Here is a 14,143-nt window from a genome sequence, read left to right as displayed (position 1 = left end):
ATAGAAAGGAAACCACGTATAGAACGATGCAGTTTATTGCCTTTATTGTTATTTTTGGAGTGATCGTTCTCGTTCACGAGTTTGGTCATTTCTATTTTGCAAAAAAATCGGGCATCCTGGTGCGAGAATTCTCGATCGGGATGGGTCCAAAGATCTTTGCCCATATTGGTCAAGATGGAACAGCTTATACGATTCGCATTCTACCTTTAGGTGGGTATGTGCGGATGGCTGGCTGGGGTGAGGATACAACTGAGATTAAAACCGGAACGCCTGTCAGCTTGACGCTAAATGAGGCTGGTAAGGTCGTCCGGATCAATCTTTCAGGAAAGAATCTGGATCAGACAGCCCTTCCCATGAATGTTACCCAGTTTGACTTTGAAGATAAATTAGAAATCACAGGCTTGGTTCTCGATGAGACAAAGACCTATAGTGTTGATCATGATGCGACCATCGTTGAGGAAGATGGGACAGAAGTGCGGATTGCACCGAGAGATGTTCAGTATCAGAATGCCAGCATTTGGGGACGGTTAATCACCAACTTTGCGGGCCCTATGAACAACTTTATCCTCAGTATTGTTGTCTACTCACTCTTAGCCTTTATGCGAGGCGGTGCGATTGACTACTATAGCAACAATGTTCAGGTGGCACCCGATGGGGCGCTGGCCAAGGTTGGTGTCAAAAGCAATGTTCAGATCCTTCAGGTAAACAACGATACCGTTAGCAACTGGGATGAGCTGACAGATGCTGTCGAGAAAGCAACCAAGGACAGCAAGACGGCTCCTGAATTGACCCTGAAGGTCAAGACAGACGGCCAAGAAAAAGAAGTCAAAGTGAAGCCAACCAAGTCAGGGAATCGTTACTATTTGGGTGTGACAAATGGCCTCAAGACAGGATTTGTGGATAAACTCTTGTCTGGTTTTACAGATACCTGGAATACAGCGACACGGATTTTGGGAGCTTTGAAAGATATCATTTTCCACTTTAGTCTCAATAAACTGGGTGGACCGGTTGCCATCTACAATGCCAGCTCACAAGCTGCTCAATTAGGAATTCCGGCAGTCTTATCTCTTATGGCCATGCTCTCAATTAATATTGGGATCTTCAATCTAATCCCGATTCCGGCTTTGGATGGAGGAAAAATCTTGATCAATTTGATCGAGGTCGTCCGGAGAAAGCCACTGAAACAAGAAGTAGAAACCTATATGACGCTTGCAGGTGTAGCTGTAATGGTTATTTTGATGATTGCTGTCACCTGGAATGATATTATGAAATTATTTTTGAAATAGAAAAGGATATTGTCCATGAAACAAAGTAAAATGTTGATTCCAACGCTTCGCGAAATGCCAAGCGATGCCCAAGTCATTAGCCATGCTTTGATGTTGCGTGCAGGTTATGTTCGCCAAGTCTCAGCTGGTGTCTATTCTTATCTGCCATTAGCAAATCGAGTGATTGAAAAAGCAAAAGGCATCATGCGCCAAGAATTTGAAAAAATTGGAGCAGTAGAAATGCTTGCTCCAGCCCTTTTGAGCGCGGATCTCTGGCGTGAATCTGGTCGTTACGAAACTTACGGGGAAGACCTCTATAAGTTGAAAAACCGTGAAGGCTCTGACTTTATCTTAGGTCCAACTCACGAAGAAACTTTTACCGCTATTGTGCGCGACTCAGTAAAATCTTACAAACAATTGCCGTTGAATCTCTACCAAATTCAACCAAAATACCGCGATGAAAAACGCCCACGGAACGGTCTTCTTCGGACCCGTGAGTTCATCATGAAAGATGGCTATAGCTTCCATGCTAACTACGATAGCTTGGATGTCACTTATGATGAATACAAGGCAGCTTATGAGCGGATCTTCACCCGCAGTGGCATTGACTACAAGGCTATCATCGGTGATGGTGGTGCCATGGGCGGAAAAGATAGCCAAGAGTTTATGGCTGTTACGCCTGCTCGTACAGACTTGGACCGTTGGGTTGTTTTAGACAAATCAGTGGCTTCCTTTGATGAGATCCCAGCAGAAGTCCAAGAAGAAATCAAAGCAGAATTGCTCAAATGGATGGTCTCTGGTGAAGATACCATTGCCTATTCAAGTGAATCAACCTATGCTGCGAACTTGGAAATGGCTACTAACGAATACAAGCCAAGTAACCGTGTCGTAGCGGAAGAAGAAGTGAAGCGCGTGGAAACACCAGGTGTCAAATCGATTGATGAAGTAGCTGCATTCTTGGATGTTCCAGAAGAAGCTACTATCAAGACTTTGGTTTACATTGCAGATGGTGAGCCTGTTGTTGCCCTTCTTGTAGGTAATGATCAGCTCAATGAAGTGAAGTTGAAAAACCATCTTGGTGCAGATTTCTTTGAACCTGCAACCGAAGTGGAAGTGAAAGAATTATTAGGAGCAGATTTTGGCTCTCTCGGTCCAGTTGATCTTCCTGAAAATGTTAAGATTATCGCAGACCGCAAGGTACAAGACAGCCGTAATGCAGTAGTCGGTGCCAATGAAACAGGCTACCACTTGACTGGTGTCAACCCAGGACGTGACTTTACTGCAGAATACGTGGATATTCGTGAAGTTCGTGAAGGCGAAATCTCACCAGATGGGAAAGGGGTCTTGAACTTTGCACGTGGGATCGAAATCGGTCACATTTTCAAACTCGGCACACGCTACTCAGCTAGCATGGGAGCAGATGTCTTGGACGAAAACGGTCGTGCGGTTCCAATCATCATGGGCTGCTACGGAATCGGTGTCAGCCGTCTTCTTTCAGCCGTTATGGAGCAACATGCACGACTCTTTGTCAATAAGACTCCAAAAGGGGAATACCGTTACGCTTGGGGAATTAACTTCCCTAAAGAATTGGCGCCATTTGATGTGCATTTGATTCCAGTCAATGTCAAGGATGAAGCGAGTCTTGCTTTGACCGATCGGATCGAAGAAGCCTTGGTGAATAAAGGCTACGAAGTCTTAGTGGATGACCGAAATGAACGCGCTGGTGTCAAATTCAGCGATAGTGATTTGATTGGGCTTCCAATCCGCGTAACAGTTGGTAAGAAAGCAGCTGAAGGCATCGTTGAAGTGAAAATCAAAGCGACAGGAGATACCATCGAAGTTCATGCAGACAATCTCCTTGAAACCCTTTCAATCTTGAACAAATAAGAAAAAGCTTTCTGAGCTCTCACCAGTGTGGTGATGAAACTCAGGAAGCTCTTTTTATTTTTCTTCTTTGAGGCCTTGATCTTTGAAATAGGTAAAGAGATCTTGGGGCTTGCCATTGAGGTATTTCTTGAACTCGGCTCTTTCTTCCTCCCCTTGATCTCCGTAGATGGTAGCAAACTCATCTTTCTTGATTTTTGAGAAGTCAGCCTGTAAGACTTTAGCATAGGATTGTTTATCTTTTGAAATTTGAATGCGGAAGCTAAGTCCAGGCTTACCATTTAAGGTTTTATAGATATCGCTATGTTCTAATTCTTCTTGGTAGATTTCCTTTAATTCAGGAAGATCCATGTCTTGCAAATCTGAGGAAATGGGTTCAAAACTAAGGAAAGTAAAAGAGACAATTTCCTCTTTCTTGTAGCCAATTTGAATTTTGTTTTGGTGGTGATCGCCGAGGTCACTAACAAAGGTCTTGGTTTGGACTTGCTCCTTTTTGTTTTGAGTTTCCTCTTGCTTGGGAGAAGCGGCAGTAGTTCCTTTGCCTTGTTAGCCTTGGCTACAAGCGGTAAGAGCTAGTAGACAGACAGAGGCAAGTAGAAATTTTTTCATATATACTCCTTATAGGTTAATGGTGTTCGATCTTGTATGAAACAAGTTTTGAACAGGTTTCATTATACCATAAAAGTTTTAAAAATGAAAAAATATACAAAAATCTTCAAAATTTGCTTTTAAAAACACCTAAAATCAACAATTTTTATCTATGTGTTGAGTTAATATAAAAGGACAGAGTGTCTTCTTTTCTTCTCAGAAATAATACTAGTTGGAGACTACTGGGGCAAGGAATTCAGAAAATATATTACATATTTATGACAAAATGTTACACAATTGTAACAAAGTTACAATGTTTTATCAGTTAGCCCTCTAAACTTGACATTCTGGCAATATTTCATTAAGATATTTTTAAGTAAATAATACAAACAGGGAGAAAAAGGTAAAATATACAGTTATCTGGCATTTTACTAATTCGTACTAAAATGTATTGTTTATGAAAAAAATATAAGGGTATCAGCCCAAAAGGAGAAAAATATGGCTCAAATTAAATTAACTCCAGAAGACCTACGTGCTTCAGCACAACGTTATGCACAAGGTTCTCAAGAAATCGATCAAATCCTTACTACTTTGACTCATGAACAACAAGTCATCGACGCAAACTGGGATGGATCTGCATTTGATAGCTTTGAAGCACAATTCAACGAATTGTCTCCAAAAATTAAACAATTCGCTCAATTGTTGGAAGACATCAACGGTCAATTGATCAAAGTTGCTGATATCGTTGAACAAACTGACCAAGATATCGCTGCACAAATCCACTAAGATAGTCTTGGAGGTGATCTTACTTCTTGTAGGTAGATCACCCTTTTGTCTTTTGATATATAGAAAATAGGGGTTAGATTCTTAATTCCTAACCCCTATTTTGTATCTATGAATTAGAAAAAGGAAAAGGTATGGAAGTTAAAAATAAAAAATGGTTAAAATACATCGGTCAGAGTGCGGTTGTGCTCCTTTTGATGGGATCTGTAGTGGGTCTTTATACGACGGTTCAAAAGGACCAAAAGCAAAACGAAGCCAAGACCGTACAAACGACAGAAAACACCAAGCTCAATATTGCAGTTGTCAACGAAGACAAGGCGGTTAAACTGAATGATAAAGAATACAACCTCGGGGCTAGCTATGTAAAGAATATCGAGCGGGATAATTCGCAAAACTGGTCTGTACTCCCTCGTGGAGCTGCTGAGTCAGGGCTTGCAGATGGCAAGTACCAGTTGATGATTGTCATTCCAAGTGACTTCTCAGAGAAGGTCTTGGAAGTGAACGCGGTTAATGCAGAGAAGACCACGGTGACGTATAAGGTCAACGCGGCTGGAAATTCTCAGGTTGAAAACGAGGCCAATAAAGTCGCTAAAGATATCGTTTCAGACTTGAATAGCCAGTTGGTTGATATGTATATGGTCAGCATTTTGAGCAACCTCTATACAGCTCAGAAGAACGTGGAAACAAGTAACAAAATCCAATCGACCAACATTGGTTCATACCGGAGTAACTTATTGGATTCAGCTTTAGATTCGAAGAATATCTTTCCAAGTCTCTATAGCTTGTCTACGTCATCTGTTGAGTCGAATAATGCCTTGAAGACAGTCCTTGAGTCTTATACACAGGCTTTTGATCAATTGACCCAATCTCAGGATCAGTACGGTCAAAACTTCGACACATTGATCAAGCAACGCTCTGAGGATAAGATCAGCCATGAAGAGTTCATGAACCAGCTGATGTCCATGAACCAGTCTGTTGTCAGTGAAAAGACCCAAGAGTTGTATAAGAATCTACAACAAAACCAAGAAGCGATTACTAAACAATTGAGTCAGCCAACTGAAACAGAAGGAGATGCTTCAGGGACCAAGACCTATGCAGGCTTGACAAAAGATGTGAATGATCGTGTGGCAGATCTCGAAAAAGGGATCAAGGCAGAACGCGACAAATTAGATGAGCACGAAAATAACATCGAGTCTTCTGTAAAAGCGAAGATCTTTGACTACTATGGGCTAAAAGAAGGAGACAAAGTCACTCTTCGTACCTTGCTTGGAAAGCCAAAAATCGAAACTATCAGCAAGGCTCGAGATAAAGCGGATGATGACATTCGTCAAGCAATTGAAAAACTTCCGTCTTTAGATCCTGCTAGTCTTAATCTGAATAAGTATGGAAATCTCAACGCAGCGATTGATTTTGATAGTGCTTTTGCTGGTACGAAGGGGCAAGCAAAAGGGAATGCCGATGAATTAAAACGATTGGCTGCAGAAGTGGATGCCAAATCAACGGCAGTTGCGGATGTCCTCAATGCTAAATCTGGAAAACAGAAAGTTAGTATTCATGTCCCTGCAGGGGTCAAGGTTGATACTTGGACCTATGATGGACAGACTTATGCAGGTGGTGGTGAGCAGGAAGTCGAACTGAAAGATGGTAAACAAATTCAAATTCACCTCGTTGAAGATGGAGGAGCTATGCCAAGCGCGATTGATGTTGAAGTTCTTGTGAATGGAGTTTCTTCAACCAGTGTGACCGTATCTGCAGATGATTTGAAAACAGCTGTCGCTAACTATGCGTCGAAAGCTAGTGAAATTGCCTTGGATTATCAACGAGCGGGAGCATTGATCGATGCCTACTATCCAAAAGATGAAAAGGAAAATCGTCATTCGCTCTATGATCCGATCGAAGATATGGATTTGACAGATGCTTTGGTCGATGTCGTGAAGGCTGCCGTTTCAAGTAACATGAAGGATTACCGTAAGAGTATTGAAACGGATGAATCTGGGGATGCAACGAAGAGTGTGAAAGCCCAGTTAGATGGTACCCTTAAACAGTTGCAAGACTTGGGACCACAATTGCAGGCAAATCTTCAAGCAATCGAAAACACCAACAAGGATCTAACCCAAAATATCAACGATCAATTGAAGCAGTATGCAGAGCTTCAAAAACGTTTAGAAGAGATCTCAAAATCACAAGAAACAGTGACACAGGCTCAAACCAAGACCGATGCAGATTTGTCAGCCCTTGGTTCTGAATACACGTCATTATTGAGCTCGACAGAAGGCGTTAAGAGCTCGTCTCGTAGCAATGTAGAAGCGGCTAACTCTACCAATGAAATCTTTAGTCAATTGAACAAAGAATTGGAAAAAGCCCAAGGCAATACAGAGAAATTGTCTAGCAATGCAGAGAGCTTGATGGGTGAATTCGACAAGGAATTGTCTGAAAACGGGAACTTCGTCGAAGCCTTCCGTAAAGTCTTCAACAATGCCTATGAAAATGGAGTACCGAATGAAGTCTTGCTCGACTTCTTGTCAAATCCAGTTGCAGAGAAATCTTCTTCTGTGAAAGCGACGATCAACGTTTACCGTCCATTTATCTGGATCTTTATGTTGGAAGTCTTGAGCCTCTTTACAGCTTATCTCTTTGCGACTCAACCAATCATTCGCAAGGTTAAGGATCGTTTCAAATTGGATCGTTTGCAAGAATCAGATCTCTTGTCTGTCGGTGTCCTTGTGGGACTTTCTCTCATCTTTGGACTGGTGATCGGAATGATTTCAAGTATTCAACTCTCTGTTGGTCGTGAATATGTACCTTCATGGGTATTCTTAGCGGTTCTAGCAAGCTTTGTCTTGGTACAACTGCAATACCTTCTCTTGAAACACTTCCGTGTGATTGGAATGGGACTGGCCTTCTTCATGTTGATCAGCTACGTCTACCTATCAAGTGCGATCGGAACGACCGCGACCTTGTCAGGCCTTCCAGCACTGGTGAAAAATGTCAACCTCCTTTCTATTTTAGAAGGACAGTTTGCGGGTTACTTTGATGGACAAACAGCCGGTATCGGCGTCTTCTTCGGATTGTTGGTCTTCTTCGGCCTTTTGGCGGTTGCCAATATCTTCATTCCAAAGAAGTTTACTCAAACAAAGGAAATTGAATCAAGCTTATGAAAAAAATGATGTATCTTCTCTTTGTCTTTAGTCTCTTGCCAGTAGCTGTTGTTTCTGCAGATGATTTTATTGATAATCGTCTGCAGGTCAACAACTCACGTCTGGAGACAGAGCAGGAAAAGACACTTGGGGGCCAATTGGATGCGACTGAGTCTCTTTTCAATGAGAAGGATCAGAAAAAATTAGCAGATGAAAAACGCAAGCAAGAGAAACAATTGACCGATTCTGACGGCCAGTTGTTTTCTGCTATAAAGGGAAAGAAAAAAACAGGGCCTGAAGCGGACCTGTTCCAGCCTGAAAATCAAAAATTATCTAAATTCGAGTCCAATGTGGAGGACAATTCGGCCAGTTTGTCGGATTTTATTCCAGCTTTGCAAATGCTGGCTTGGAGTGCTCTTCTCTTTGGGATTGCTGGCTACATTTCCTATCGAATCTATAGAAAAGAGGCCTAAATGGACCAACATATCAATGTCACCTTCCGTATGAATGGTGCAAGCCATGACCTCCGAATCCCAACGCGGATGGAGGTGCGACGCTTGATTCGGGAATTGGATCAGATCTTTGGGTCTGCCATGGAACCTAGAAGCAAGTATCAGTTGCGCGTGGTAAATAAAGGCATCTTGCTAGATGAAGGCAAGGTGGTACAAGAGTATCCGATCACGAGTGGTGATCTGATCGAGATTGAGGAGTGGTAAGGTGAAAGAAGAACAATTTACACTGGAAGAACAAGTCTTCCGTTTTGAAAAAGAAGAAACGAGCTGGCGGCTGGACCTCAAGCGTTCAGAAGTGGATAGCCAGGATTTACGCAATTTATGGATTTTGGATCTCCATCATCCCTTGTTTTTAGAGCAAAGCATGACAGCGGATCAAGACCAGATTCATCTGACCTATCAGACAGATGCTCTAGGCTTGAGTGCTGAAGAAATCCAAGAATTACCAGTATCAGACCGTCTGCGTCTAGCCATCAACGTCTTGGATTTGGCGCCGGCCTTGGAGCTTCCAGTGACCTTTATGTTGCATCCTATCAATTTGTTTGTGACCAAGGATGCGCAAGTCAAGATCGCTTACCGCGGGGTTCCGGGAATGATGGTGCCACGCAAGTGGGATCAGGTTGAATTCTTGCGTCAGGCCAAGTGTTATGCCGTCACTCTTTTTGGGGACTGGGACTTCATGGAACTCTATCAAGGCACACTTGAATTAGAAGATCTGCCAGATTTCTTGGTGGAAATCCGTGATGCCGCTAGCTTAGAAGAGATGAAAGGTCTCTTAGAGAAAGCTTATCAAGAACGCAAGGAAGAGGAAGAAAAGACCTTGACCTTGGTTTCAAGCCGTCAACACCGAATCTTTAAGTTGGCAACAGTTTGGCTTTCAGCTGTAGTGGCTCTCTTACTCTTGCCTTTGATCTATTTGGTCTTTTTCCAAGCACCCTTTAAAGAAAAGTTGCTTCAAGCGGATACAGCCTACCTCAAGGTAGACTATACCGGTGTGATCGATGAGTTGGAAGGAGTGGCTCCAAGTAGTCTTCCAATGACACAGAAATATGAGTTGGCGACGTCTTACTTGCAAGGCTTGAATTTCTCAGAGGACCAAAAGAAGGTCATCCTTAACAACGTCACGCTCAAGTCAGACAGCCTCTATCTCCACTACTGGATCTATATCGGACGTCATGACTTTACCCAAGCGCTGGATACAGCCAAGCGGATCGACGATTCAGACTTGATCATCTATGCCCTTCGTAAAGAAATCAAGGCGACACGTGATAGCGAAAAACTCTCTGGTGAACAGCGCGAGAAGAAACTCTCTGAGCTAGAGGGCGAATACAAGAAATACTGGGATGCCCGCTCTAAACTCTTGGAAGCAGAGACAGATGAAACCAAAGCTTCCACTAGCAGCTCAACAACGGCTTCGTCTACAGAAGGTTCCTCAACAGAAAGCTCGTCTTCTACAACTGCAAGCTCGACTGAGTCTAGCGACCACAAGGAGTAGTCTATGAAAAAACGTATCATACTCTATAAAAAAGGTTTTCGCTATGAGCTAGCGCTAGAAGAGGGAAAAACAGCGACTGTATCGAATCAAGAAACAGCTCAGTTGACCCTGGCTTCGCAAGAAAATCCCCTTCATTTCCAATGGAGTCAAGGAGAAATCTTCTACCAGTATGGTGAAGACAAGGGTGTGCTTGAAAATAGCAAAATCCTTGGGGATGTGGTCTGCTACTTGGCGACAGGAGAAGTCCATACCTATGAACTGCTTGATAAGGAAGAAATTCTCGTAGCAGATGAAAAGGGTGCGGATGTGCGCTTGCACTATCCAGTACGCTTTCTCCTTGTGAAAAAAGAGCAGACTTGGACTTGCCAGCTCTTATCCGGAAAACTCTACCATAACCACAAACTCGTCAGTGAAGCGACTTTTCCATTGGCCTTTGGGGATGAGCTGGCCATTGGAGATGTGACCTTTAAGCTCTATCCGGAAGAATTTGGCGTGGAAGGGGCTGTAGAAGTAAGTCCTTATCTAGTGCCGCGTTTGCATTCGCGTTACGACTTTTACAAGGACTATCCAGAGTACCACCGGTCTCCGCGGATCATCTACCGGAGTTCGGAAGACAAGATCTTGATCAATCCTCCGGGAGCGGAGCCTCAAAAGCCATCAGATGAACTCTTGAAGTTGATCATGCCACCCCTCATCATGGTTGGGGTGACCCTCTTGATCACCATTTTCCAACCGCGGGGGCTCTATATCATCGCGACGGTATCCATGTCTGTGGTCAGTGTGATCTTTTCGGTCCAAGGCTTCTTCAAGAATCGTAAGAAATACAAAGAAGACAAGAAAGAGCGCGTGGAGCTCTACCATCTCTATCTCAAGGACAAGGCCAAGGACTTGGAACAGCTATCTCGGAAGCAGCGAGAAGGCATGTTTTACCATTTTCCAGCGATCGAAGACTTGACCAAGATGGTCAAACGCTATGACTCGCGGATCTACGAAAAAACACCCCTTCATTTTGACTTTTTGGCCTATCGTTTGGGCTTGGGCAAGGTTCCAACCAGCTATGAGCTCAAATATGGTCAGGAAGAACGCAGTGGGAAGAAAGATGCCTTGGAAGAAGAAGGCTATGCTCTTTTCCAAGCTCATCAAAAGATCGACAATCTTCCGATTGTAGCCAGTCTTAATCGGGGACCCGTAGGGTATGTCGGTCCTCGTCCTATCGTGCTCGAGCAGTTGCAACTCCTGGTTGCACAATTGGCTGTCTTTCACTCTTATCATGATCTGACCATTATTCCGATCATTCCAGAAGAGGAAAAAGAAAGCTGGGATTGGATGCGCTGGTTGCCTCATGCAACTCTGCAAGACATGAATGTCCGTAGCTTCGTCTACAATCAGCGGACACGCGATCAGGTCTTGAACAGTCTCAACCAAATCCTCAAGCTCCGCAAGGCGCAAAAAGAGGAAGAAAAAGCCAATGATACCAAGATCTTCCACCCGCACTATGTGGTCCTCATCACCGATGAGACCTTGATTTTGGACCATGTCATCATGGAGTTCTTCCGTGAGGATCCGACAGAGCTCGGCTGCTCCATCATCTATGTGGCAGACGTGCTCTCATCTCTTTCTGAAAATATCCAAACTGTTATCTCTATCAAGGACCGCAACCAAGGGCAATTGCTCTTGCAAGAAGGGGTTCTTCGTGAGCTTGACTTTCAATTGGATCACTTCCCTGAAGGTTATGACAAGGAAGCCATCTCGCGTGGCCTTGCTCCACTCAAGCATATCCAACAACTCAAGAGCTCAATTCCGGACTCGGTGACCTTCCTTGAAATGTACCAGGCAGAGACCTTCAATGACCTCAAGGTCTTGAGTCGTTGGGAGAGCCATGCCCCTTACCAAAGTTTGGCAGTACCGATTGGTCTGCGTGGGAAGGATGATTTGGTCTACCTCAATCTCCATGAAAAGGCTCATGGACCACACGGTTTGATCGCAGGGACAACCGGTTCTGGTAAGTCTGAAACCATTCAGTCTTATATCCTGAGCCTTGCCGTCAACTTCCACCCACACGATGTAGCTTTCCTCCTCATCGACTACAAGGGTGGGGGAATGGCAAACCTCTTCAAGGATCTGCCTCACTTGCTTGGGACCATCACCAACTTGGATGGTGCCCAGTCCATGCGGGCCCTAGCCTCTATCAATGCGGAGATCCATCGTCGGGAGCGGCTCTTTGGCCAATATGGAGTTAACCATATCAACCAATACCAAAAGAAATTTAAACTGGGTGAAGCGACAGAACCGCTTCCTCACCTCTTCTTGATCAGTGATGAGTTCGCCGAGCTCAAGGTCAACCAACCAGATTTCATCAAGGAGTTGGTCTCTATCGCGCGTGTCGGGCGTTCCCTTGGGGTACACTTGATCCTTGCGACGCAAAAACCTTCTGGAGTCGTGGATGACCAAATCTGGTCCAACTCTCGATTCAAGCTAGCCCTCAAGGTGGCTGACCGTGGCGACTCTATGGAGATGTTGCGGACGGCAGATGCGGCTGAAATCACCCAGACCGGTCGTGCCTACCTCCAAGTCGGGAATAACGAAGTCTATGAACTCTTCCAAACCGCTTGGTCAGGAGCAGACTACCAGCCTGAGAAGGACCAGCTAGGAATCGAAGACCATACCATCTACTTGATCAATGAACTGGGCCAATACGAAGTTCTCAACCAGGACCTCTCTGGTCTTGATATGGCAGAAGAAATCAAGGAAGTGCCAACAGAACTGGATGTCATCGTACAGGAAATCAATCACTTGCACCAACAAGAAGGCATCGCAGCTGTGGCACAACCATGGTTGCCACCGCTCAAAGAGCGAATTACGCTGGATGAGTTGGACAAGGTCGTGCCGATCGAGGCTTGGCAAAAACGGACAGCTCCAAGCGTCCTGATCGGGGTTGCCGATATCCCGCAAGCGCAAAAGCAAGAAGCAGTCGCTATCGATCTGTCAAAAGATGGGAATATCCTCCTTTACGGAAGTCCAGGTACAGGAAAGACCACTTTCCTTCAGACAGTTGCAATGGATCTGGCTCGCAAACAGAGTCCAGAAAATCTGACCATGTATCTGCTTGATTTCGGAACCAATGGTTTAGCGCCCTTGACTCAATTGCCACATGTGGCCGATAGTCTCCTGCTCGATCAGACGGAGAAAATCCAGAAATTCATCCGGATCATCAACCGCGAGTTGGATCGCCGCAAGAAGCTCCTCTCTGAGCATGGTGTCGGCACCATCGCCCTCTACCGTGAAGTGACTGGTAAGCAAGAGCCAACCATGGTCATCCTCATGGATAGCTATGAGTCTATGAAGGACGAACCTTATGAGACAGACCTCTTCAAGCTCTTCATGCGGATCTCTCGTGAAGGTCTCAGCATCGGTGTGCACTTGATCATCACAGCTAGCCGTCAGAACAACCTACGGGCTCAGCTCTATTCAAACTTTAAGCACCAGCTGACCTTGCCACAAAATGATATCTCTGAAGTCCGTGGTATCGTAGGAGCAACCCCACTGGCAGCTACGATGGAAGACATCAAGGGACGCGCGCTCATGAAGCGTGACGAAGTCGATGTCGTCCAGTTCGCTCTACCAGTCGCAGGGGACAATGATATCCAAATCATCAACAACCTCCGCGACCAAGTCCAAAGCCTCAAAGAGATGTGGACAGGCCACACCCCAGCAGGCATCCCAATGGTGCCAGATGAGTTGACAGAAGCAGCCTTCTACGGACGTGAGGATGTAGCAGCCTTGCTGGATGAAGGAAAAGTACCACTCGGATTGGATCTGGAGACAGTTGAACCTGTAACGTGGGATCTCAAGAAAGGCAACCTTCTCTATCTGACAGACAAGGAAGAGCAGATGACACAATTCGTCAAACAAATTGCCCGAAGTAAGCAGAAGGTGATTGTATTGGCGCCACAATTTTCTAAACTAAACTTAGAAGGATTTGAGCAGAAAGTTATCTGTGAGAATGTAATACAAGATATAGAAAATAGGTTGAAATTTCTTGAAAATGAGATAAATAAACGTATCCAAGAAGGATTGACGGAACAAGTAGCTACTATTGTTCTTTATAATGTAACGGAGATCATTGGAAATCTGACACCTATTGCACAGAAGAGACTAGAGTTTATCTTTAAACAAGGTCTATTTGCTGGCTATAAATCAATTGTGATAACGAACCAAAGTATTTCTCGTAATATCGAGGCACCGTTGCGCTTAGCAAAAGGTTTCAAACAAGCCTTGGTAAGCATGAGGCTTAATGATCAAACTGTTGTACCTGTTGCAAAGAAACCTCTACGAGAGTCTATATTAGAAAAACAAGTTCATTATTTTGTTTGTGAGAGTACATACATTAAGATCAAGTCATTGATGCGCTAAACGCATGATTAAAGACGCAATCACGAGTCAATAGTGAACATTATAATCGCGGAGTAAAAAAGATGA

The 14,143-nt window shown here is 44.3% G+C and carries 9 protein-coding genes; 8 read left to right on the top strand and 1 reads right to left on the bottom strand.

Annotated features, from left to right (window positions below; all coding sequences use genetic code 11):
- The first annotated feature begins 26 nt into the window (after positions 1-26).
- Both rseP and H7T92_RS02830 read left to right on the top strand, forming a co-directional pair.
- The gene (rseP, locus tag H7T92_RS02835; protein ID WP_049482393.1) at positions 27-1,286 is read left to right on the top strand and encodes an RIP metalloprotease RseP; all 1,260 of its coding nucleotides are present in this window, start codon (positions 27-29) and stop codon (positions 1,284-1,286) included.
- A gap of 15 nt (positions 1,287-1,301) precedes the next feature.
- On the top strand, positions 1,302-3,152 hold the full coding sequence (locus H7T92_RS02830; RefSeq protein ID WP_021154372.1) for a proline--tRNA ligase: 1,851 nt from the start codon (positions 1,302-1,304) through the stop codon (positions 3,150-3,152).
- A 54-nt stretch (positions 3,153-3,206) separates the two neighbouring features.
- Here the strand turns inward: H7T92_RS02830 and H7T92_RS10400 are convergent, their stop codons facing one another.
- Entirely contained in the window at positions 3,207-3,500 is a 294-nt protein-coding gene (locus tag H7T92_RS10400) for a hypothetical protein (RefSeq protein ID WP_223325215.1), read from the bottom strand.
- 735 nt (positions 3,501-4,235) lie between these two features.
- Between H7T92_RS10400 and H7T92_RS02820 the strand changes: the two genes are divergently transcribed.
- The 6 genes from H7T92_RS02820 to essC all read left to right on the top strand — a co-directional run bounded on the left by H7T92_RS02820 (position 4,236) and on the right by essC (position 14,077).
- A complete protein-coding gene (locus tag H7T92_RS02820) occupies positions 4,236-4,523 on the top strand; it encodes a WXG100 family type VII secretion target (protein WP_003016069.1) in 288 nt (95 codons plus the stop codon).
- A 131-nt stretch (positions 4,524-4,654) separates the two neighbouring features.
- Entirely contained in the window at positions 4,655-7,678 is a 3,024-nt protein-coding gene (gene esaA / locus H7T92_RS02815; RefSeq protein WP_201036970.1) for a type VII secretion protein EsaA, read from the top strand.
- The gene (gene essA / locus H7T92_RS02810; protein WP_045759059.1) at positions 7,675-8,130 is read left to right on the top strand and encodes a type VII secretion protein EssA; all 456 of its coding nucleotides are present in this window, start codon (positions 7,675-7,677) and stop codon (positions 8,128-8,130) included. The genes esaA and essA overlap by 4 nt, the downstream gene beginning before the upstream one ends.
- A complete protein-coding gene (locus H7T92_RS02805; RefSeq protein ID WP_003013697.1) occupies positions 8,131-8,373 on the top strand; it encodes an EsaB/YukD family protein in 243 nt (80 codons plus the stop codon).
- 1 nt (position 8,374) lies between these two features.
- Positions 8,375-9,664, top strand: a complete 1,290-nt coding sequence (gene essB / locus H7T92_RS02800; protein ID WP_070448953.1) for a type VII secretion protein EssB — start codon at positions 8,375-8,377, stop codon at positions 9,662-9,664.
- Between the two features lie 3 nt (positions 9,665-9,667).
- Entirely contained in the window at positions 9,668-14,077 is a 4,410-nt protein-coding gene (essC, locus tag H7T92_RS02795; RefSeq protein ID WP_201036968.1) for a type VII secretion protein EssC, read from the top strand.
- Positions 14,078-14,143 lie beyond the last annotated feature (66 nt).

Source organism: Streptococcus parasanguinis (assembly GCF_016648855.1).
Lineage (GTDB): Bacteria > Bacillota > Bacilli > Lactobacillales > Streptococcaceae > Streptococcus > Streptococcus parasanguinis_L.
This window is presented reverse-complemented; position numbering and strand designations above follow the sequence as displayed.

Bases quoted from the DNA above. Each gene is read 5' to 3' on its own strand.
- esaA (WP_201036970.1), top strand. From the start codon at position 4,655: ATGGAAGTTAAAAATAAAAAATGGTTAAAATACATCGGTCAGAGTGCG.
- H7T92_RS02805 (WP_003013697.1), top strand. From the start codon at position 8,131: ATGGACCAACATATCAATGTCACCTTCCGTATGAATGGTGCAAGCCAT.
- H7T92_RS10400 (WP_223325215.1), bottom strand. From the start codon at position 3,500: ATGGATCTTCCTGAATTAAAGGAAATCTACCAAGAAGAATTAGAACAT.
- essA (WP_045759059.1), top strand. From the start codon at position 7,675: ATGAAAAAAATGATGTATCTTCTCTTTGTCTTTAGTCTCTTGCCAGTA.
- essC (WP_201036968.1), top strand. From the start codon at position 9,668: ATGAAAAAACGTATCATACTCTATAAAAAAGGTTTTCGCTATGAGCTA.
- H7T92_RS02830 (WP_021154372.1), top strand. From the start codon at position 1,302: ATGAAACAAAGTAAAATGTTGATTCCAACGCTTCGCGAAATGCCAAGC.
- rseP (WP_049482393.1), top strand. From the start codon at position 27: ATGCAGTTTATTGCCTTTATTGTTATTTTTGGAGTGATCGTTCTCGTT.
- H7T92_RS02820 (WP_003016069.1), top strand. From the start codon at position 4,236: ATGGCTCAAATTAAATTAACTCCAGAAGACCTACGTGCTTCAGCACAA.